This is a genomic window from Candidatus Nealsonbacteria bacterium DGGOD1a (genome assembly GCA_022530585.1).
Lineage (GTDB): Bacteria > Patescibacteriota > Minisyncoccia > Minisyncoccales > UBA5738 > UBA5738.
The window spans coordinates 577,090-598,928 of record CP092821.1 but is presented as its reverse complement, the minus strand read 5'-3'; the positions used below and the strand labels follow the sequence as shown (position 1 = coordinate 598,928).

General features: G+C 42.1%; 23 protein-coding genes and 1 tRNA gene. 7 read left to right on the top strand and 17 right to left on the bottom strand.

The features are described from left to right. Positions 1–5 precede the first annotated feature (5 nt). The 7 genes from L7H18_02910 to L7H18_02880 all read right to left on the bottom strand — a co-directional run bounded on the left by L7H18_02910 (position 6) and on the right by L7H18_02880 (position 5,205). Positions 6–665 (bottom strand): hemolysin III family protein, encoded by a 660-nt coding sequence (locus L7H18_02910; protein UMX47377.1) that lies wholly within the window; start codon positions 663–665, stop codon positions 6–8. Positions 666–750: 85 nt separating this feature from the next. After that, complete coding sequence (locus L7H18_02905; GenBank protein UMX47376.1) at positions 751–1,251, bottom strand: hypothetical protein; 501 nt, start codon at positions 1,249–1,251, stop codon at positions 751–753. Between the two features lie 387 nt (positions 1,252–1,638). Further along, the gene (locus L7H18_02900; protein UMX47375.1) at positions 1,639–1,986 is read right to left on the bottom strand and encodes a hypothetical protein; all 348 of its coding nucleotides are present in this window, start codon (positions 1,984–1,986) and stop codon (positions 1,639–1,641) included. Between the two features lie 192 nt (positions 1,987–2,178). Further along, complete coding sequence (locus L7H18_02895) at positions 2,179–2,673, bottom strand: NUDIX domain-containing protein (GenBank protein UMX47374.1); 495 nt, start codon at positions 2,671–2,673, stop codon at positions 2,179–2,181. A 169-nt stretch (positions 2,674–2,842) separates the two neighbouring features. Then, on the bottom strand, positions 2,843–3,163 hold the full coding sequence (locus L7H18_02890; GenBank protein ID UMX47373.1) for an AAA family ATPase: 321 nt from the start codon (positions 3,161–3,163) through the stop codon (positions 2,843–2,845). Positions 3,164–3,347: 184 nt separating this feature from the next. Further along, positions 3,348–4,421 carry a DUF2726 domain-containing protein gene (locus tag L7H18_02885; protein UMX47372.1) on the bottom strand — a complete coding sequence of 358 codons (1,074 nt, stop codon included), beginning with the start codon at positions 4,419–4,421 and terminating at the stop codon, positions 3,348–3,350. 517 nt (positions 4,422–4,938) lie between these two features. Beyond that, positions 4,939–5,205 (bottom strand): GIY-YIG nuclease family protein, encoded by a 267-nt coding sequence (locus L7H18_02880; GenBank protein ID UMX47371.1) that lies wholly within the window; start codon positions 5,203–5,205, stop codon positions 4,939–4,941. Positions 5,206–5,451: 246 nt separating this feature from the next. On the opposite strand from L7H18_02880, the gene L7H18_02875 reads away from it, so the two are divergent. Further along, positions 5,452–5,766: a hypothetical protein gene (locus tag L7H18_02875; GenBank protein UMX47370.1), complete on the top strand. Its 315-nt coding sequence runs from the start codon at positions 5,452–5,454 to the stop codon at positions 5,764–5,766. Between the two features lie 92 nt (positions 5,767–5,858). Here L7H18_02875 and L7H18_02870 read toward each other — a convergent pair whose 3' ends face one another. The 5 genes from L7H18_02870 to L7H18_02850 all read right to left on the bottom strand — a co-directional run bounded on the left by L7H18_02870 (position 5,859) and on the right by L7H18_02850 (position 9,903). Continuing rightward, entirely contained in the window at positions 5,859–6,629 is a 771-nt protein-coding gene (locus L7H18_02870; protein ID UMX47369.1) for a phosphoribosyltransferase, read from the bottom strand. 10 nt (positions 6,630–6,639) lie between these two features. Further along, on the bottom strand, positions 6,640–7,374 hold the full coding sequence (pyrF, locus tag L7H18_02865; protein UMX47368.1) for an orotidine-5'-phosphate decarboxylase: 735 nt from the start codon (positions 7,372–7,374) through the stop codon (positions 6,640–6,642). Between the two features lie 229 nt (positions 7,375–7,603). Beyond that, entirely contained in the window at positions 7,604–8,506 is a 903-nt protein-coding gene (locus L7H18_02860) for a hypothetical protein (protein UMX47367.1), read from the bottom strand. A 293-nt stretch (positions 8,507–8,799) separates the two neighbouring features. After that, positions 8,800–9,192: a hypothetical protein gene (locus L7H18_02855; GenBank protein UMX47366.1), complete on the bottom strand. Its 393-nt coding sequence runs from the start codon at positions 9,190–9,192 to the stop codon at positions 8,800–8,802. Between the two features lie 33 nt (positions 9,193–9,225). Beyond that, complete coding sequence (locus L7H18_02850; GenBank protein UMX47365.1) at positions 9,226–9,903, bottom strand: hypothetical protein; 678 nt, start codon at positions 9,901–9,903, stop codon at positions 9,226–9,228. 315 nt (positions 9,904–10,218) lie between these two features. Between L7H18_02850 and L7H18_02845 the strand changes: the two genes are divergently transcribed. The 3 genes from L7H18_02845 (at position 10,219) to L7H18_02835 (ending at position 12,926) form a co-directional block, all read left to right on the top strand. Continuing rightward, complete coding sequence (locus L7H18_02845; protein UMX47364.1) at positions 10,219–11,484, top strand: hypothetical protein; 1,266 nt, start codon at positions 10,219–10,221, stop codon at positions 11,482–11,484. Positions 11,485–11,622: 138 nt separating this feature from the next. Further along, positions 11,623–11,817 carry a hypothetical protein gene (locus tag L7H18_02840; GenBank protein UMX47363.1) on the top strand — a complete coding sequence of 65 codons (195 nt, stop codon included), beginning with the start codon at positions 11,623–11,625 and terminating at the stop codon, positions 11,815–11,817. 8 nt (positions 11,818–11,825) lie between these two features. Beyond that, complete coding sequence (locus L7H18_02835) at positions 11,826–12,926, top strand: hypothetical protein (protein ID UMX47362.1); 1,101 nt, start codon at positions 11,826–11,828, stop codon at positions 12,924–12,926. A gap of 1,642 nt (positions 12,927–14,568) precedes the next feature. Here the strand turns inward: L7H18_02835 and L7H18_02830 are convergent. Beyond that, positions 14,569–14,639 (bottom strand) — tRNA-Gln (locus tag L7H18_02830). 128 nt (positions 14,640–14,767) lie between these two features. Between L7H18_02830 and L7H18_02825 the strand changes: the two genes are divergently transcribed. Then, positions 14,768–15,244 (top strand): hypothetical protein, encoded by a 477-nt coding sequence (locus L7H18_02825; GenBank protein ID UMX47361.1) that lies wholly within the window; start codon positions 14,768–14,770, stop codon positions 15,242–15,244. A gap of 66 nt (positions 15,245–15,310) precedes the next feature. Here the strand turns inward: L7H18_02825 and L7H18_02820 are convergent, their stop codons facing one another. The 4 genes from L7H18_02820 to L7H18_02805 are packed head-to-tail and all read right to left on the bottom strand — an operon-like array spanning position 15,311 to position 19,354. Then, entirely contained in the window at positions 15,311–17,113 is a 1,803-nt protein-coding gene (locus tag L7H18_02820; GenBank protein ID UMX47360.1) for a peptidoglycan-binding protein, read from the bottom strand. A 47-nt stretch (positions 17,114–17,160) separates the two neighbouring features. Beyond that, complete coding sequence (gene dnaX / locus L7H18_02815) at positions 17,161–18,279, bottom strand: DNA polymerase III subunit gamma/tau (GenBank protein UMX47359.1); 1,119 nt, start codon at positions 18,277–18,279, stop codon at positions 17,161–17,163. Positions 18,280–18,332: 53 nt separating this feature from the next. Next, positions 18,333–18,704, bottom strand: coding sequence for a four helix bundle protein (locus L7H18_02810; protein ID UMX47358.1), 372 nt, complete (start codon positions 18,702–18,704; stop codon positions 18,333–18,335). A 38-nt stretch (positions 18,705–18,742) separates the two neighbouring features. After that, positions 18,743–19,354, bottom strand: coding sequence for a GtrA family protein (locus L7H18_02805; protein UMX48443.1), 612 nt, complete (start codon positions 19,352–19,354; stop codon positions 18,743–18,745). A 389-nt stretch (positions 19,355–19,743) separates the two neighbouring features. On the opposite strand from L7H18_02805, the gene L7H18_02800 reads away from it, so the two are divergent. Both L7H18_02800 and L7H18_02795 read left to right on the top strand, forming a co-directional pair. After that, entirely contained in the window at positions 19,744–20,658 is a 915-nt protein-coding gene (locus L7H18_02800) for a cysteine synthase family protein (GenBank protein UMX48442.1), read from the top strand. A 244-nt stretch (positions 20,659–20,902) separates the two neighbouring features. After that, on the top strand, positions 20,903–21,808 hold the full coding sequence (locus L7H18_02795; protein ID UMX48441.1) for a cysteine synthase family protein: 906 nt from the start codon (positions 20,903–20,905) through the stop codon (positions 21,806–21,808). Positions 21,809–21,839 lie beyond the last annotated feature (31 nt).

Below are 21,839 nucleotides of genomic sequence, written 5' to 3'. Positions count from 1 at the left end.
AAATGCTAGATTTTATTTCCCAGCATCGCGATGTAGCGCCAGACGCAATAAAAATGCGCCAGCGTGCCGGCCAGCACGAAGAAATGGAAAAGTTCGTGGAAACCGATCGCTTTGCCGATGTTCGGTTTTTTGCGGGCGTAAATCGCGGCGCCAATCGTGTAAAAAATTCCTCCGAGCAACAACAGACCAATGACGGCATGATGTTTCCGCAGCGGGTATATCAGCAAAAGGGCGATCCATCCCATCAACAGATAAAGTCCCGTATAGGCCCAGCGCGGGAAAAATTTCCAGAATGATTGAAAAAAAATCGCGCCGGTTCCAATCGCGGCCAAAGTCCATATTATGGCAAAAAGGATAATGCCCCAGAGTCCGCCCATCAATATCAAGCAGAACGGCGTGAAGGTTCCCGCGATCAAAATATAAATAAAAGCATGATCCAGTTTGCGCATCAGGCCGATTTTTTCGGCCGACGCGCCAAACAAATGGTACCAGGCGCTGCTCGCGTAGAGCAAGGTTGCCGAAATGCCAAAAACCAGAAACGAAAACATTTGGAGCGCGCCGTCCGCTTTTAACGCAAGGGCGATTGTGCCGATAAACACCAAAACCGCGCCAACCAAATGAGAATAACCGCTAACCGGGTCTTTGATTTTTATATTTATATCCATTGTGTTGCTTTTTGGTTTCGTAGTGTTCAAAAAGAGATTGAACGCCGGCCGGATTTTGGGGCCATCCATGCCGTTAAAAATAAAATCAATCGGTTTCGACAGTTTCGGCTATTTTTTTGTCGAGATTGATTCTTATAACTTCGACAAGTGTGGGATGCGAGAAGTACGCAAGGGCGTCGTATGTCGGGTCGATCAGCTCGACCATTTCCATTTCGGGGCGTTTGATAATGCCAAATTCCGGCTTGCCAAGATATTTCTTTTTAAAATTTTCATAATTCGCCACGGTAAAATCCGCATCGCCTCTCTCCCTTCGCTTTGTGTCGGGCCGCCGGATTTTCAACAGTTCCAGGCTGCCCGCCACGGTGGGCAAAGGATCAATATGGAAAACCGGTCCCATCGCCGTATTTCGCGCAATCGGGCCCAGTTGGCGGGCCAAATCAACCATTTCTTCGTATTCCGCGACGCGGCGGGCAAATGCGCAGGCATAATTGACTGGCGCTTTATCTTCAGAAGTATGCGCGATTTTTAGTCGTTGCGCCTCCGCGATTATTTCCCGCGCAAGCTTTTTCAAATCATCAATTGTCATTAAAAATTGTTATAAAACGCTTATTTTAGATCGTTTAGCGTAAGTGAGCTGATCCCCGAAAATCATGGTCGAGACGGCCAATCGAGATTGCCGCGCTAAAAATTATTTCTTTAAATAAACAGTTAAACAATGCCCCGGGATGATTTCCCGGAGTGTTTTGTCGGCGTAAACTTACACTGGAAATGGCAAAGCTTGCTAAGAGGCTGTCTGAAAACTCCATTCAGAACGAAATTTTCAGATTTCGGGGCAGAAGCGATTTCGCATAGCGAAATATGCGAGCCGAATGAAGAAGGCGGAGGCATACTTAAGCTAAGTCTGCCGACAACTGATGAATTCGGCGCAGCCGAAATATGGAAATTGCAGTTGAATGGAGTTTTCAGACAGCCTCTAAGATTTTTTTGTCAGGGAATTATTCATATATCCCGATACCAGATACAACCCTCCCGGAATCAGCGGCCAAAGCATATTGACGCTGAAATTCGCGGCGGTTGCCAGTCCCACCAAGAAACCTATCGCCATTGGAATGACCACGAGATAACCTCCGGTTTTTTCATATTTCCAACCCAAAGCGAGTCCGATAAAAATCAAAGGCATCATCGCCAGTGCGACATTTTCCCACAATGAATAGTTCGGATTGGCGAACGGCAGAGGGTTTCCGTAGCCGAAATAAAACAACAAACCAAAAACCAAGATGATAAGCGCGCTTATTCTCGCCGTCCACTTAATTATTTTCATATTCTTTATATTTATTTGTCGTCGCGATTTAATTATAGCATAACAACCAGTATCCCGACAGCCAATTCATTCTCCATGCGATGATCTGCAAAAAAACCATCAATGTGGTTACCGCCAAAAATAAACGCTAATCATGCCGCCGCCGCCAGAACAACGGCTGTCGCCATAAATATAATTTTTTTATTCATAGTTTTAATTCTGCGCCGAATATGTTTTGATGCTATCCTTGATAACATTGCCTTTGATGTCGTGAATAATCACTCCATCAAAGATTACGCTCTCGTCCAGAATATACGGCATTATCTTTTCTATAAACCCGATCAATTTGCGGGAATTGATGGAGTTGATATCAACCCATTCCAGTTTTCCTTCACCGCATTCAATCATCTCGCCGCAAAAACCGCCGGCAGTGTAAACCGAAAGAATCCACGAAGAGTCGCCTCCATCCAAAATTGTTTTTACCGCACCCTTGAGTTTAACCTCCGAAATATCCAATCCGGTTTCTTCTTTGGCCTCGCGAACGCAAGAGTCAAACGGACTTTCATTGGATAAGGTTTTGCCGCCCACGCCCGTATACATGGATTGCATCGGCGCGCGGTTTCTTTTGAGCAACAACACTTTATTGTTTTTTCTATCAATAATAAAGCACACATTGCCCATAATAATTTTACCAGCCGGTTTTTCCATAAAAATTATCGGTGAAAAATCATTGAAAATATTAAATTGGCTGTTTCTTCCGGAGTTTGTTTGGTATTGTCTATTACTTTCCCGAACGAAGGTTTTTGTATGCCTGTTTGGTAATGATATTTTATCCGATCCCGCTCCCAATCATTTAATTCCCGCCCGCCCCTGTTTGTTAATATCCTGGCCAATTCCGGCGCCAGCGTGAAAAAAAGATATCCGAATCAATGCCCGTTAATTCCTTTTTCAAATAGTCGTAATTTTTCTGCGATAACGGGTAAGGAACAATGATATTCAATCCTTCATCGGCAAAATTTTTAATTGCCGATAACGCGTTTTTGAGATTGATGGGAACAGCCCGGTCAATCGGCATCCATCCGATCATTTCCCTAAGGACATCAATTTCAACCAAAGCCGCGTTACCGATTCTCTCGGCCAATATCTTGGCAACAGTGCTTTTCCCGGCATTGATCGAACCATTAATAAATATAATCATAAATATTTTTCTCTCCAATTTTTCAACCCATATCGAGTACTTATTTAAATACTTATTTAAATAAGTACTGATTCAATCCAATTTACCGTCCTTGATCCGTTTTTTTCGCAAACAAAAGGCCATCCCCTCTGAAATTTTTATTGAAGGCGAATCGCTGTCCGTTTGGGGTAAATTTGGAACGGCTTTAATTTTGGTTGGGGTTTAATATATTCAATATTCTTGTTGAAATTTCATTTGGATCATAGAAATTATGAGTTTCCATCCACAGCAATGGTAGATTTATACTCTCGAAAACTTCTTTAATAAATTTGTCACGTTTTTGTCTATCGGGGCGAGAATGGGTTGAATCATTAAGTTCAATCGCAATTTTTGGTTTTAAACTTTGATAATCACATATTACAAAATCAATGTGATATGATTTTACTTTATTATGATATTTCCAGCGATTTTTCGTTTTTAGCGGGAGATAAAGCAAATCCTCAAGCCTAACCTTTGATAGGATGTGGAAGTTATTTTTCTTTCCAAAATTCTCTAATGCGTAATATAATTTCTTTTCATTCTCGGTAAGGAAATTGTTATTTATTTGATATGGAAAATTGCTTTCATTTTGCTTCGCTATTGATCTGTTTATTCCTTCCAGACTAAGTAAAGTTGCTGCTCGCTCGCGCTTTTCGATATATCTTTTTACTAAATATAGAGTTTCGGCCACCGAAGCATTGATTCCCTTATCTTGAAGAATATTCGATAAATCTTCCAATTTATAGGGATCAAATGAATATCCTCGATAGTTCCATTTTGTTAATTTTCTACTACTATGGCTATATTCATCGATAAATTTATAAATACTTTCTTCAAGGTTGTTTTCTTTTACGCCTGTTATAAGTATTTCAATTTTTTTTCTAATTATTCTAACATTTATCGAACTAATCAATGAGCAGATTGCTACAATTACAATCATAACTATTGAACCATAAAAAACCCATTTCCAAAAATTATCTCTTTGAGAAAAAAATAACAAAAGCAAATATAGGATATATAAGCCAAAAATTCGCGTTAAAATCTCAAAGAATTCCCAGCCTGCCCAATCAAAAAAATTTCTTATGTGTTTTCTTTCTAAAAGCACGATGATTACAATAACCAAAACAAAAGTCCATACTGGCCACATTGATAAAAATCCCCAAAATAGCGTATTAAAAATAACCAAGAACATATCTGCCATCATTTTATAGATTGGCGTAAAATCAACAAAAGAGTCCATATTTAATTTGATAACTATTTATTATAATTTTTTTGCAAACAAAAGGCCATCCCCTCTGAAATTTTTAAACCGCGAGCTCAAATAATTTTTTCTCACACCGCTCGTATCTCGCGATATTTTATTGTTTGTCATATATAAAAACAAGGCCGGGCCTTGTACCCTCAATTCTATAAATGACGAGTTTTTAGGAGCCTGATTTGCGCCGGGTAAGTGCCAATTCCAAGTTTTGAGGGCTTGTTCCGGTGCTGTTTCCCCTCCGCGGTCGGCGTTCCGCCTGCTCCGGGCTTTCAGGGAAACAGCGCCTTTGGTTTGTGGTTATTCCAAGCTTTGAGCTTTTGTCCGGCTGCCCCTCGAAATGCCCGACACCGTGCCTAAAGGTCAAGGCAAGCGATAGCTCACGCCGAAAACCGCTTTGCTACAAAAAAAGACGCCCAACAGCAACATTTTTGTTTTCCTTCGGTCTGCGCATTCCTCTGTAGTCTAATAACTGAGTTCAAGAAACTAGCGCAAAATGGTGTCAACTCCGGCCTTTGATTGGAAGAGCGACAATTAATTCCAGCTTCTTTTCGCGGCGCCAGCTTTTTATTTCAGTTTCGCGTTGTCTAGCGGATTTAAGATCGTTAAATGTTTCCGCATATCGCAATTCCACTGGTCGGCGAATTTTTGTGTAATGCGCGCCCCACTTTGAATCGTTGTGCTGTTTTAATCTGCGCTCTATATCGTTAGTGCATCCAACATAAAAACTCCCATCGGCACATTCGAGAATATAGGTGGAATACTGCATAGAATCAAATCGCGCGGTTTCTCAGAATAACGAAAAGACCCTGAAAAATACTGTCCCTTCACTTCGTTCAGGGTCTTCATCGCTCTATTGTATTTGGCCTTGCGGCCGCAGGCTCTGAGGAGTGGAGGCGACGAAGAGCTGCGGGCATTATGTGGCGTTAGAACCGCTATTCAGCAATCTTTATGCGCCGTAAGCTAATTGTCCAAGTTCTTGGATTAAGGCAGAAAAACTACTAAAAATAACAAAATGTTAAATAAAAAATCATTAGAAAATATCAAAAATGCCGCTTTGCCTACTTGGTTTAAGGCTCTTGTTATTAACGCCTCTGATGGCGGCAAGAATAGCTACTTTGAGGTAGGATACCATACCTGTATTCATCTGGGAAATTTGATTAACGGTGATAATCAGGATAAAGCTATTGAGGAATTTAACGAAACTGATGATATTAAAGCGTGGTGTTCTAAATGGATACCGCAAATAATGCGGTTTATTCCGCTCGAAAGGCGAGAAATTTTCTTTGAGGGAATGGAAAAATGTATTGAGAAAGATTGTCCCTTTTAGAATTTTTCTTTATTTATAAATAAAAAGACGGCGTTTTGATGTGCTCTTATCAAACCTTCCGTCAAAGGTTGCAATTATGTAAATTGGGTGTATTAAGATACAGCCCTCATTGCTTTCATTAACCTGGCCCAGCTTTCCTTTTTCTTTGGTTTCCATTCGATGTTCCCTTTTTTAATGTCCTCCATTACCTCTGGGGCATCTTGTTTGAATTCTGCTATTATTTGGCGCACCAGTGGGATAATGGGGATATTGTATTCTGTGCCACTGGGATTATATACGAAGTCGTAGTCAGGAGACCTGTTCAAGTAGCATACGATAGCAATTACCTTTGCGCCAAAACTTTCTACCAAGCGGATTAGGTCAAGCGTTGTTGAGAAATTATTGCAAACATCCTCAACAATTATAACTTCATCACTTTCTGATAGCTCGTGGCGGTCTAAAACCAGCTTGGTTTCGTCACGCTGGCCCTCAATTCCGACCTTGGTTACTTTCTTCTCGGCCTTGATTGTCCGGCATTTTAGTTTGCGCCCAAGGTCAATTGATAGGGCATAACCGCCGACAGGAGCTGCCACGAGAACAGTTTTTTTGGACAATTGGCCTAACTTTGCTCTTGCTTTATCGGCCAATTCGGTGCCTATGAAATCGAGGTCATCAGCTGGACATTCTTCCAGTTTTGCAACATTGATATATGCAAATCCGACAAACTGCAATTTCTGGCCGTCAGGACCGTTATACTTGCCCGCGTAACCAACAAGAGGGCTGTTACCTATACGCTCATAATAAGCGTCTCTTTGTCGCGCAATATCAAGATAATCGCGCCGTTTTTCAAAGATTTGCTTTGCCGTCAATCTTTTTGGTTTCATTGCTCCTCCTTTATGCCATTGCTTCTGCTATTTCCTTGGCGATTAGATACGCCGCGTTAGTTGGCGACCCTATCTCTTTTGGGGGTGAAGATATCGGACGCCCAATCACTAAATGGGTTGCGCCTGCCTTTATCGCATCAGCTGGGGTCATTACCCTCTTTTGGTCGCCTGTCTCTGCCCATACTGGCCTTACGCCGGGAGTAATCTTCAACAGATGGTTGAATTTTTCAATCTTGCCGAGTAATACCAATTCCTTGGGTGAACAAATGATACCATCTGCTCCCAAGTCAACCAGCATTTCGGCAAACTGGACTACTTTATTGCCGGGCGTATCACCGAATATCGATTTACATTCGGTCTCATCAATGGAAGTCAGGATGGTAACTCCCAAAATAAGGGATTTGCCCTTGTTAGCAATTGCGGCCTTGATGGATTCTTTACCAGCTGAGGCGTGGACGTTAATCATTTTAACGCCGAATCCAGCGGCAATCTTGGTAGCTCTACCGACGGTATTTGGAATATCATCAAATTTACCGTCGTAGAAAACTTGGCCTCCCATTCCTTGGATTGCCTTTATTACTTCCGGGGCTTCTCCTGATGTGATTAACTCCAATCCAGTCTTAATGATACCTACTAATGGTGCGATAGTCTTAATTGTAGGCATTGCGGCTACCGAACCACTTACATCAAGGGCGTAGATTATTCGCTCTCGCGCGTTTTTTATCATCTCTTCGCTTGCTTGCATATGGATACCTCACAAATTTGCTTGCTCTTTTAGGGGCGATTCTGTTTTGAATGTGCAAAGTGGTTTTATCTTAAAACCGCCAAAATGACTTGCACGCAAAGCGGCGAATCCAGATTTAATCTGCGCCGCTACATCTTGATTGATATTACTTAAATTCTTTTAATTTGCAAGCTTTTGCTTACTACTTTTTGCTTTAATCCAAAAATAAAAAGCAGATAGCCCTTGGCAGTTACTGCTTTCTTCGCAAATCCAGACGTATATATTTTGTTACCAACCAAGGAGATAACAAGGCCAAAGCCCCGAAACTAAACGCATCAGCCTTATATACGTTACGCAACCAAGCAATATCTTCATATATCCAAATGCTTGGTGCAATAACCGGAACATTCGTCATTTCTTTCAGCTTTTTAACAAGAGCCCACGTATATTGTTGAGCGTCTAATCCCGATATTCCTCCTCCGCCAGAACCCAAATGTGAAAGCGGGCTCTGTTTATTCGGGAATACCATCGGATAAGGCACGCTGTTTATTGCCAACGCTTTGCAGTAATTTTCAACTTTCGGAATAATCCTGTCTATGTCGTGAGCAACGGACACTTTTAAGATTATTGGAAAATCTGAGATTTCCCGCACTACTTGGCAACTCTCAATTACCCTTGTGGCATTATTGATAACGCTGCAATCGTTGGTATTCGGACAAGAAGCGTTAATCTCCAATGCCGGAATGTCAAAATCATTGAGGTCTTTTGCCATTCTTGCCAACTCGTCAGGCGTTCCCAAAATTGAAACAACCGGATGTATTTTCCCCGTGTTAATTCGAGAGCCGATTTCCTTTTTCCATTCATCGAATCCTGGGTTGGTAAGTCCGATGAAATTGACTGTTCCTGCTGGGCGCAACCGATAAAAGGACGATGGTCTGATACAATGCCAAGGATTTCCATTCCAATTACCCTTTATTGGTTGCAAAGTAACGGTTTTTGCTACTGGCACCAATAATGAAGAATCCCATAGCCCTATTTTTTCCAAGATTTTATGGTGCAACCAGCCGCTTCCGTCTTGTCCAACAATTCCGCTTGGCACGAAGTACTCGGTTTCAAAATTATCAGAGAATCTTATCATAGCTTTCACCTCCATATTTTGTTGATAAGGTTCACGATTATAGGCATTATATTGTATTTATAATGAATAGCAAGCGACCAATCAGTGACTATTGAATAGTTGCATTTTAATTTTCACAATCCAAATTTGATTTTAAGTCGTAAAAATGATTCTCAAATTCAGGATAATTTGGATTTTCGAATAAGATAAAAACAAGAATTTCTCCTTGTTTTTATTGAATATATGCAAAATACGACATTTCGATGATTCCAGATTATCTTTTGTTTTTAGGCTCAAAAATAATTTTCAAATTGGGATTGATTGGGATTTTAATTTGAAGAACTGCCCATAAAGTAACCTATTAGTGCTAATAGCATAATAATAAGCAGTCCGATACCTAAAATCTTGGTTACTGAATCGCTTTCACTGGAATTATTTGGGTCGGTTTTTTTATTGTAATTGTAGGCGTCGAAAAGCTGCCAGACGAAAATGATTATTCCAGGTATTACCCCTACAAAATAACCACCCACGCAGAATACCAGAATAACGAACCCCTTTCCTGCTTCTCCTTTTGACATCTGGCCTAAACCGGGAATAAGAATTGATAGAAACAACGCTTTTCCGTTTTTGGGATGAGCGATTTGAGTGTATTTTTCGTGTGCTTCAACGCGCACGCGCTCCTCTTCTTCGATTTTAGCGATTTCTTCGGATGATAGTGGCATATTTTTATTGGTTATTTAATGTTTAATAAAAAACTATTCCGGGCTTACGCTGCTTACTCCGACATCGGATGATTCCCAATTTTTAAGCCATTCCAATGCTTTATCAAAATTTTCCGGTTGCAAATTGGAAATGTCGTTAATTTCGGAATGAAGCATATTTATAATCGCGCCCCATAGGAAAGAATTGTTGATATAAAAAGCGACATTCTTTGAGCGTCCGTCAATTTTGATTATCATTCCGTTATTGAACGGGTCGAATTTAATAATTTTGTCGATTGGTATATTCCGATTTTCCTTTGAACCGCTGAAAATAATTTTTTTATCGGTAAGCGTAATTGTGCCTTGGTCTATTACTCTGTAAGCTTGATGGCTTTCCCCTTGCGAACCAAACCCGCCGACAGAAACGCCTTTCATTACGCGGATTCTAACCCCGCCGCCGCCAGTATCTCTCACTGACCGAGTTTCAATCAATTGCGTGCCTTCCTCCAATAATGCTTGTTCGCCGTTTGCAAGCATTAAAGAGGTAAGACCAACAGGTAATTGTTTTTCAATTTTAGCGTTTTCGATATACGATTTAGCACTGGCAACGAGCTGCCTGAATCTTATATCATCATCGATTTTTTGCTTTTTCTCCTTTTCGCCTGCACCAGCCAACCATTTAACCAAAATTATACAAATCACGATTAAGATTATTATTGTTATTGCTTCCATATTTTTTATAAAAAATTAACAAAAAATGGCCGTTTTGGCTGGCCATAGAGCGCACATAAACACAGAGCTCCACGCCAGCTGAGCCTTGCGGCTCCATACCGGTTTCCCGATATGACCTGTTGAAAGATTGCTGAACGTGGAGTTCAGTATTTTCAACAGGTTTTTACGCCATACCTCGCAGATTAAATTACGAGGGTTAGGCCAACTATTAAATTATGTTTCATTTTAATTCAAAATTTGCTTTTTAACAAATTTTTAACTTGAAAATTCAATGAGAAATGAAATAATAGAAAATAAGGGTTTATCAAAGCCATTATGACTACAATTGAAAAATTACAGCTATTCAAAGCTGAGTTGGAGCGCGTCCAAGAAATTGGAGAAAATTTCCTAATCGGCTTTTTTGTTTTTATCCAACAAAACGAAATACTCAAAAAAGAATTTGATTACCGATTGCATTATTTTAAGAATTTAGCTTCGAATAAAGATTTTACCAAGATTCAAAACCAGCTATGTGAAAATGCGACTGCAATCTTAAAACTTACCGATAATCAAAAGATAATCGAGCTACAAAAAAAGCTGAATTGCAAATATAAAAATCAGTTAAAAACCGGACAGGATGAAGTAGATTTACCAGAATTATATCAATTAGCATTAGATAAAAATAATTATTATCGGTTGGATGAAAGCGCATTGAATGATTACGCAAATAAAGCTTACCAAGTTAAAAAACAATACGAATCAATAACGAGGCTTTTTAATTTAATTGGCTACCACATTGTTAAAGATAAAAAATCACGTTTTGAATTTTATAAATTGATTGATGAGTACAACGATGGCCTGCTTGAATTTAATCAACTAATTAGCTGGCTTCCGGCCAGATTAAATGTAAATACATTTAGAGAGTTTTGGAACTTATGCGGCTTATTGGTTTCGCCGGAAAATTATAAAAGCAATATACGAGAAAAAGATTTTAATAGAATCAAGCAACATTGCAAAATAGTAATTGGTGGTTTAATTGATTCATTGTGCAATTATAAAGAAATTGAGCTACCTGGATTTTTTTTGACAGAAGAAAAAACATCTTTTTATTCGATAATAGAGGTTCTGGGAAATAGCGAGGAAAGAGAAAAAATAGCAAAAAAGGCCATTGATGATGATAATGAAAAACAGGGTTTAGAAGAGATAAATGCAGGGGAAGATGATGGTTGGCTCGTTTTTCATACCGAAAGCGGGTTAAAACTGGATTTTAACAGGTTTAGCGGGGCTTTTAAGTATGACGGTGGCAATGGCAATAATACGTATGGCAGCTTTGCACCCGAAACCCAGGAATACATTGTGCTTTTATGTCTTTTGGAAAGCGCAACTCATTTAGCCAAATATACAACTCTCTTAAAAGTTTTATACAAAAAGGAGTTTCCAAATCCACTCGTAGACTATCAAACGGAAATGTGGTGTTTGCAAGGTATAGTTAAAAAGATTAAACACGGACTTAAAATTTTACCCAAAAATGAAAATTCAAACGAAAACATATTTGAAACTCAAAAAAATAATAAAGCCTATCGCTTAAAATTAGTCGATTAAAAACAAGAGTCCGCAAACCGCCTCAAAAAGCGGTTTTTTGTTACAGGAAATAGTCAGAATATAGTCAGAATTTTATCCAACTTTTAGCCATAGGATTTGTTGGCGGTTTTGCGTCATAACTGCATAAGGGTCAAAATTATGCTTCCGCAAAAGGCCGTTGACGAATTTAAGCGAATTTACTGCCGGATTTATAAAATCCAGCTTTCAGATACCGAGGCTTCAGAAAAAGCCAATCGCTTTGTCGAATTTTACAAGGCAGTTTATGGTCCTTCTAAAATCGGCCGAATTGAAAACGGCAACGAAACTGACCGGAGTAATACTATCACCTTGTAACACTGGTTATGATAGATACTGTAATTTTGATTGTCGAAAGATTGGAAATTCCCGACAGATATTTAACTCATTTCAGGTCAATCAAAAGCGGGGGTGTAACAAAATACGTATTCAATCCCGACCCGGCAAAAAATTATATGCCCACAGTCACAATTTCAAAAAAACAAGGAATAACCGATTATTACACTCGCGACATCGTTATTCAATTTTCCGCTCCAAAATTGATAAGAAATAGCAATTATTTTGGAGTTGATGAAAAGGATTACGAGCAGGTCTTAAATACCCTGTTTGATAAAATGTGCCGAGTTTTTAACGGCCAGCCGATTTCAAGAGAAATAATTAAAATGGCCAGTATAAGAAACATCGCTTTTTCGTTTAATTTCATTTTGCCGTCTAACTTTGGCTATCCGGTTGAATTTTTGAAAGTTATCCCCTTTTTGGATATTGGCAAAGCATACAGCCATACAAAAGATACATATTACACCGAAGGCAACCGTCTTGGATTTTGCGGGCGAATCTACAATAAACAGATTGGCTGGAAAATGTATGACAAAGGTTCGGAATTGGTCGATAAGGCAAAGAATAACGCAGAAACACAAATTGCTGAAAAAATGAAGATTGGGATGTTGCCGGATAAAATCCTTCGAATGGAAATAACATTCCAGCAAAGGTTTACGCTCAAAAAATACATCGGCAGACGAATTGACGGGGACGAAAGCAAAGAAAGGTGTTTGCAGGAAGTTTTTAATGATAACTTATGCCAGCGGATTCTTTTGGAATTTTTCGACAAATTAGCCAATGATTTGAGCATTGCCACAATCGATACGCCGCTATACCCTACCAGTGAGTTTCTAAAAAAGGCCAAGCAATCAGGAATGCCTTTATATGACGCTTACGCTTGGATGGGTTGGTGTCTGGCAAATCAGCAAACGGGTTCTTACCAGCAAAAATTGTTTGGCGATGATTATTATTCAAGGCAAGACCGCCATCGAGCCAAGAAAAAATTAAAGAAATTATTAAGCACTTACAACATACCATCATTTACATTAAAACAAGTCTTTGACGAATGCCGAAAACAGCTGGTGGATTTTAAGATTGTAAAACAATAAATCCCCTGGCCGCTTCGCTTCAAAAGCGGTATAGTAAAGTCCAAGAACTTGGATATTAAAACTTATGGAAAATGCAAAACAAACAATCAAATATATCGAATACTGCCGTCGTTCGTCTGAGGGCGAGGATAGACAAATTCTGAGCGTTGAATCGCAACGAAACGAGCTTGAAGAAGTTGTAAGGCGCGAGAAGCTCAAAATTGTTGAAGTAATGACCGAGTCGCATTCGGCAAAAAAGCCAGGTCGTCCGATTTTTAATAATTTGGTTGAAAAAATCGAAAAAGGGTTTGCCAATGGATTACTGGTTTGGAATGCAAATCGAATTTCACGAAATTCGGTTGACGCGGGTAAAATTATTTATTTGTTCGACGAAGGAAAGCTCCTGGAAGTAAAAACGCCGACCCAAACTTTCCGCAATACTCCCAATGATAAATTTATTTTAGGATTGTTTTGCGGGCAGGCAAAACTTGAAAATGATTTTCGAGGCCAAGATGTTCGAAGGGGCTTGAAGACAAAATGCGAAAAGGGCTTATACCCGGCTCCTGCGCCAACGGGATATATGAATGAAAAATTTGCGGTTCGCGGAAGCAAACGGATACTTCCCGACCCGGAGCGGTTTGATTTAGTTAGAAAGATGGTTGATTTAATGCTTACTGGAAATTACAATCCGCCCCAGATTTTGAAAATCGCAGCAAATGAATGGAATTTCCGAATGCCTAACGGCAAGAGAATGCACAAAAATACGATGTATTCTATTTTTACCAATCCGGTTTATTTTGGTTCGTTTGAATACCCGAAAGGAAGCGGGCTTTGGTATAAAGGCATACATCAACCGTTAATGACCGCCGAAGAATACGACAAAATTCAGTTTTTGCTGGGCAGGAAAGGAAGGCCAAGGCCAAAAACGCACGTTTTTGCTTTTACCGGAATGATTAAATGCGGCGAGTGTTTAGATACAATGGTTACCGCCGAGGAGAAAATTAAAAAACAGAAAAATGGCAAGGTTCATCGGTATATTTATTACCATTGCTCGAAGCGTAAGCACTCGAATTGCACACAAAAGTGCATTGAACAGAAGGAATTAGAAGAACAAATCAAAAAAGCCATCAAAGAGTTTACAATTCCGGCGGGATTGCACGATTTTGCGCTTAAATGGTGCAGAATTGAAAACCAAAAAGAAGCAAAAACCACAAATGCGGTTATTGATACGCAACAAAAAGCGTATAAGGATTGCGTAAATAAGATTTACGGCTTGATTGATATGCGAGCGGCAAATGAAATCAGCGAAAATGAGTTTAAGATTCGCAAGGAACAATTAGACGCGGAAAAGAAACGCTGGGAAGGTTTGTTTGCGACCGCAAACCAAAGTGTTGACCACTGGGTTAAGAAAGCCGACGAGGTATTTGATTTTGCGCAAGACGCTTTGATTGCTTTTGAGAAAGGCGACGCAATGAAGAAAAAAGAGATACTTTCAAAACTTGGTTCGAACCTGTTGCTAAAAGACAGAATAATAACGATTGATACGGAAAACACGCTAATTCCGATGAAACAGGTTGCCATCGAAGAAAAGCGGTTAGAACCGGCTAAAACAGGCAAAAATAAGATGGAAATTGAGGAAATTTACGCTCAAAGTCCGCGAATGCTGCGGGACATGGATTCGAACCATGATAAACGGATTCAAAGTCCGTTGTCCTACCATTAGACGATCCCGCATTGTGTTTCTTTGATTGACTTTAACGCAGTTATTATAACTCAAAACAGGCGAATATCAAGGCGGGGGTTGTTGTTTTGGTTGTGTGGCGATAAGTGAAGTGGTAAAATAATAAAATAATCAAGAAAATATGACCAATAAATATGTTTGTTTGCTGGTTGTGTGTGTTGCGGCGGTTGCGTTGTTGCCGGGATTTTCGCTGGCTTCCCGGGACCGAAATCACAACAACAATTATCACGGCAGCGATTATGATGGAAGAAATTATAATTACGACAACGATTGGGATTACCGCGGCGACTATTCAAGCCGCGGGTATCAGCATCGAAACGCCGCCGCCTATCCCGATTATGTTCCCGCCAACAATTATTATTACGCCGGTTACGGCTATGATTATAGCCGTAACTATAATTATGGGTGCAATTGCCCCATTGTCTATCAAGCAAACGCCGGCCAGTATTATTACAATTCGGCGTCGGGCGCGACCAACTATACGCAGATATCAAGCGTGAATTATAATTGCCCCGCTTCGTATTACCCGGCTTACAATGCCGGTTGCCAAGGGTATGGATGCGGCAATGCCAATTATTATTCGCCAAACTATTATTAGCCGATAAAATTCCGAATACAATTTTAAAAGACCGTCCGCGAGGACGGTCTTTTTTTGAATTGCGCGCTAGAGCTTTCCGCCAAAGGTACCGGTGGGATTGGCGATGCTTGAACCGTCGTTCATCGCGTTGCCATCTTCATCGGTAACGGTTCCGCCTATCTGAATCGCATTATCGAGTGTTTCATGGGTTATTTCGTTTGAATTTCCGCCGGTCAATATGATCGTTAAAATATCGCCGCCGGAATTCAATGCCAAATCAACGGTATAATTTTGATATCTGTGAACCGATTCCATATCAAAAACCGCGATATTTCTGACGGTTACGGTACCCGAAGAGGATACTGTCACACCGCCCGTTTGCGAATAACCGATGTTGCTAACCGTATTATTTCGGCTCAAACTTCCATTGATTGATGACGGATCAATTGCTTTGGTGAAAGTTATGTTGATATAATCTCCTTCATCGATATAACCCGCGTCGCCGCCGTTATATACCGAGATTGAAGCGATGCTCGGGCCGCCGTTGTTGCCGCCGAAAGTGCCGTACGGATCATCCATATTTTGATCGCCCTGCATCACATTGCCGTAAGTGTCTTCGATAGCGCCGGCGATTTGCGCGGCGGAATCAAAATCTTCGCCGGTGATTTCAACATCGCTGCCGCCGGTCAAAGTGACTGTCAATACCCGGCCGGTTGAATTGAGGAAAACTTTCGAGGTGAAATTTCCCGCGGTTTTAACCGTTCCCGAGTCGAATGACGCGATCGCGCCGATATTTACTCTTCCATCCGAAGAAACGCTCACGCCGCCGATATCGGACGAATACAGATTGACCATGGTACCGCCGTTTGTCAAATCCTCGTTTATCGACTTGGGATTGATTGCTTTGTTGAATGTGATTTCAATATAATCGCCCTTGTCGATATAACCGTTGTCGCCGCCGTTAAAAATAGCGATTGAAGTTATGTAGGGGCTGTTGCCGCTGCCGCTCGTGTTTTTGCCGCCGAAGGTTCCCGCGGCGGTGCCGGCATCCGAATCGGTGGTCATTTTATTGCCGTGTTTGTCATAAACCGTGCCGCCGGATTGCGCGATTTGGCCGAAATTCTCATCGGCAATATCCAGATCGCCGCCCCCGGAAAGGGTGACGGTCAAAATTTTGCCGTTGGGATCAAGAGCCAGTTTAACCGCGAATGTGCCCGCGTTTCTCACTGATCCCATATCGAATTCGGCGATATTTTTTATAACCACCTTTCCGTTCGAAGAAACGCTCACGCCGCCGGTTTCATAATAGGCCACTCCGGTTACTCTGTCTCCCGCGTCAAGGCCGCTGTTGATTGATCGGGGGTTTATCGCTTCGTTGAAAATTATTGTAATGTAATCGCCGGTATCGACATAGCCACTGTCGCCGCCGTTATTGATTTTTAATGTGGCGATATGCGGTCCTGAGGTATCGTCAACGGCGTTGGAATTGTTGTTTTGGTTTGTATTGGCCAGCATAGCCGCCAGCTGTTGCTGAAGAAAAGCTATTTGATTTCTCAAATTCAGAACGGCAAACAATATGCGCGTGCGGTTATCGAACGCTCCGGTCGCGGCAATGCCGTTGGCGGACTGAAATCTTGTTAAAGCCGCGCGCGTGGCGCCGCCGAAAGTCGCGGTTTCATTTCCCGGCGATCCGGGTCCGCCAAGCGAAACCGTAAAACCCGCGGCATTTAAAAATTTTTGCAGGTTTCTCACATCTTCCCCTACCGATCCAACAGCCATGTTGGCCGGGATTATCGGTGCGTCCAATGCGGCGCTGGCATTCGCGGCAAATAAAATGTTGCTCGCCGCCAAAGCGCAAAAGAAACAAAACAACAGTATTTTTGTATTCATAATTTAATTTTACAACCATCCCATCGATGGATGCAAGTGAAAACCGTTTAAACTGTGCAAGCTTCCACGATCGCAAGCTCAAGCGGTAATTGCGGTATTGGCGAATATCTTATTTTTTCTTGCGCCGAAAGAAAGATTTCGATAGTTTTTTTTATCTTTGACTCGCCCATCGCGATTGTTTGCCCGCGCAGTAATTCAAATTCTTCATTAGTCAATCCGGTGATCATAAAGTTGTCGTTTGGGGCGGTTTTGGCGCCGACAATCGAAAGAATGAGCGCTTGGCGCAAGTAGCCCAAAATGCTTTTGGCATATTCATGAATGTCATATCCGTTTTCAACGATATCGTTTAAATAGTTGACCGCGGCCGCGGTTTTGTTTTGCGACAGCAAACCCGCGAATTCACCCACGGATTTGATTTCGGTCATTCCCAATATCCGACGGATATCTTCGGCTTTTATCGCGGTTTTTTTGCCGCCGCCCGACACCAATACCTGGCCCAGCAGGCTTTCCGAATCGCGCACCGATCCGCCGGAGCTCAATGCCACCAATTCCAAGGCGGCTTTTTCCACTTTCACTCTTTCGGCGTCGGCCAGCTTTTGCAGGCGCGCCGCAAGCTCGGGCAAGGTCAATTTGCGAAAATCGAATCTCTGGCACCGCGACAGGATCGTGGCCAAAATTTTGTGAAGTTCGGTGGTGGCCAATATAAAGATTGCGTGCGCCGGCGGTTCTTCCAAAGTCTTTAATAGCGCGTTGGAAGCGTCTTTGGACAGCTGGTGGCATTCATCAATGATAAAAACTTTGTATTTGAGCTTGGTGGGCGCGAATTTGATGCCTTCGCGCAGTTCGCGGATGTCATCGATGCCGCGATGGCTTGCCGCGTCGATTTCAATCAGATCAATGGCCCGACCGCTCGATATTTCCAAACAATTGGCGCATCGGTTGCACGGTTCGGATTCGTCCGGTTTGCGGTTGAGACAGTTTACGGCTTTGGCGATGATGCGCGCCGTGGTGGTTTTGCCGCACCCGCGCGGCCCGGAAAACAAATATGCGTGGGCGACATGTCCGCTTTTGATTTCGTTTTGGATCGTAACCGTTACATGATCTTGACCCGCCACATCCGCGAAAGATTGCGGCCGGTATTTGCGATATAAAACGAGGTTTTCCATAATTTTTTATGTCAAATGCAAATCCTAGATGTCAGAACCATATCTTTAATCTACTATCTTTTATTTCGCATAGTTAGCAAACTCGATCCGATCATTCTACAAATTTCTTCCGCTTCTTTAACTAAAGCGGCACATTTATTAGTTTCTACCAAGCGGCTGTCTTTCAAAAGAGAAAGCCAATATATGGTTTCGTTCGCACTTTTTAAAGCAATTTCGTAAAATCGCGCAAAATCTTTTTTTGAGCTTGATGATTTAGCTTCAAATACATTGGCACCGATTGAAGTTGCCGATCTCAACAATTGATCCATAAAAATCATATACATCTTGGTTTGCGGAAAATCTTTTACCAATTCGATCACCACTATAGAAAAATCATATGCTCTGAATCTGATATTGTTGGATTTTTCAGATTTTAGATTTGACATTTAGATTTGAGATATAGGATTTGACATTTGAGATGTATCTATTTCTTAAATACTATAAATTTATAGCCGATAAAGTTCCACGCGAAAGTTACGATTACCGCGCCGATGCCGCCCAGATTTGCCCAGAGTTTGGCGGGCAAGCCGAATTGCGGCCCCGTCACATTAACGATGAAATCGGCGATAAACACATTAATCGCCAAACCGATAAGCGTAACCGCGAAAAATTGGATGAATTCTTTTTTTATGTTTGCCGCCTCTTTCTTTTTGAAGGCCCAATATTTGTCGGGAATATATTTTAAAACCGTGGCAATAATAAATGACGCGCCTTTGAACAAATTAAAACCCAAGCCGGAGCTTATGCCGGAAACATTTATAAAGAAAGCCAATGTTCCCAGATCAAAAATTGTGGCGATCACTCCAATGAGCAAGAATTTGGCCAGCTGGTAAATTGAAACGAACTTTTTACCTATCAGCGAGGCGATCCATAGCGCGAGCGCGGCCAATATCGGAAAAATTATCGCCAATATCCATAGATATTGTCCCAACCATCCCAATTTTTCCACCACGCCTTGTTCACCCAAAAGATTGATAAAATACCATGCCGTGGCTTCGCCAATGGCCGCGGCGATGATCGCGTCGAATTTATTCATTTGTTTGTGATTAAATGATTTTATGGTTATATGATGCCGTATCTTAAGTTTACCACATCCTTTATTTGAGCGATATATTGACAATGGGGCGTCTTTTGTTAATATAAGCTTATTGTTAATTCCTTTTATTATACCCCGTCAGCTTGCTGCGGGGAATAAAAAAATGAGGATTCCAAAGGAAACATCCTTTGGTTGATGGCGGGGTTAATACCCCGACATCAATGTATTTTTTATTTATGGAAAATCATCGGGGAAAGAAAATCGCCTGCGCCTGTATGAGCCTCTTTTGAACGAGAAGCGGTTTTGTTCTGTTAACCCGCCCGCCTCTCGCAAAAGAGGCGTTTTGTTTGGAGTTTAACAATTAAATGCAATAATCAACCACTAATAATATGAATTCAATACTTTCGCTGATCGGAAACACCCCGCTGGTGGAAATCAAAAAACTGAATCCGAATCCGAATGTTAAAATATTTGCCAAACTTGAGGGTTTCAATCCCACCGGGTCAATCAAAGACAGAATTGCTTTGGCGATGATCGAGGATGCGGAGAAGACCGGCCGGCTGAAAAAGGGACAAACTATAATCGAACCGACCAGCGGGAATACCGGCATCAGCGTCGCGATGGTGGCGGCCATGAAAGCTTACAAGGTTATTATTATGATGCCTGAACATATGAGCGTCGAACGCCGAAAAATGATCAAGGCTTTCGGCGCGGAACTGATTCTGGTCAAGCCCGAAGAATGGCGCGACGCGGCGATAAAAAAAGTGAAAGCGATGGTGGCGGCCGACGGAAATTTGGTGATGCTCAACCAATTCGAAAATCAGCAGAATTGCGATATTCATTATCGAACGACCGGCAAGGAAATAATCAACGAGATCGGCGGAGAAGTCGACTATTTTATCGCCGGCGTGGGAACGGGAGGAACGATAACCGGGATTGCCCGAAGTTTGCGGGAGAGTTGCCCCGATGTGCGTGTGATCGGGATCCAGCCTATGCCGGGAGAAAAAATTGAAGGGTTAAAATCAGTCAAAGACGGCTATGTCCCGCCGATCCTCTGCCCAAGTCTGCCTTGCGCGGACCATTCAAAGTCGCTAATCGATATCATTATAGATGTTGATTCCGCGGGAGCTTTCGCCGCGGCCAAGGATTTGGCGCGAAAAGAAGGACTGTTTGTCGGCGCCAGTTCGGGCGCGGCGATGGCAATGGCGATAAAATACGCGCGAAAAATCGAAAAAGGCGTAATTGTCACCGTGTTTCCCGACCGCGGAGAAAAATATTTGAGCACGGAAATGTTTGCCGCGTAACCGCGAAAGAAATTGCGGGGGAATCGCGGAGCATACAAGAACAACAAGCACGCAAGCATTGACAAAATCAAATCTTTCTTGATAAAATCAATATAATAGAAATATGAAGACTTTATATACCGGCAAAAAATCGATCTGCGTTTGTTTTGCTCTCACCTGTTGAGGGGGCGGATTTTTGTCGGTAATTACAGCTACCAATCTGCGCCTCTCTGTCCGGGAGGCGTTTTTACTACAATCAAAAAATATGAATACAATATTAAGCGCCATCGGAAACACGCCGCTGGTGGAAATCAAAAAATTGAATCCCAATCCCGAAGTGAAGACATTTGCCAAGCTGGAAGGTTTTAATCCCGGCGGGTCAATGAAAGACCGCGTGGCTTTGGCGATGATCGAGGACGCGGAAAAGACCGGCCGGTTAACAAAGGATAAAACGATAATCGAGATTACCAACGGCAACACCGGCGTGGGAATCGCGATGGTGGCCGCGGCCAAGGGCTATAAGACTATTATTGTGTCACCAGAAACCGCCAGCGAAGAACGGCGGCGGGTTATCGCCGGATTCGGCGCTAAAGTTATATTGGTTAAACCCGAGATGTGGCGTCAAGGCGCGATCAATATGGTTAACGAAATGGTTGCCAAAGACTCCGGTCTGGTGGTTTTGAACCAGTACATCAACAAGGAAAATTGCCAGGCCCATTATCGCACCACCGCCAAGGAAATTATCAGCCAGGTACCCGGGCCGATCGATTATTTCATTTCTTGCGTCGGTACCGGCGGGACGATTTCCGGTATCGCGCGGCAACTGAAAGAACGGTATCCGCAAGTGCGGGTTATCGGCATTCAGCCCCGAATATGGAGCAGCGGATCTTCAATCGAGACTAACGCGCCCGCGCCGGTATTGGCCGCCAACGCGCCTTGCGCCGACCATTCCAAGGTTTTGGTTGATGCGATTGTCGAGATCGGCGAAAAAGAAGCGGGCGAAATGGCGCGCCGCATAACCATGGAAGAAGGTATTTTTGCCGGAATCAGTTCCGGCGCGGCCATGCTGGTGGCGCAAAATTACGCGCGCAAGGCCAAAAGCGGCACGATCGTCACGATCTTTCCCGACAGAGGCGAACAATATCTTTCAACGGAAATATTTAAAACTTAGGTCGCCGGACAATACGAAAAACACTCCTTTG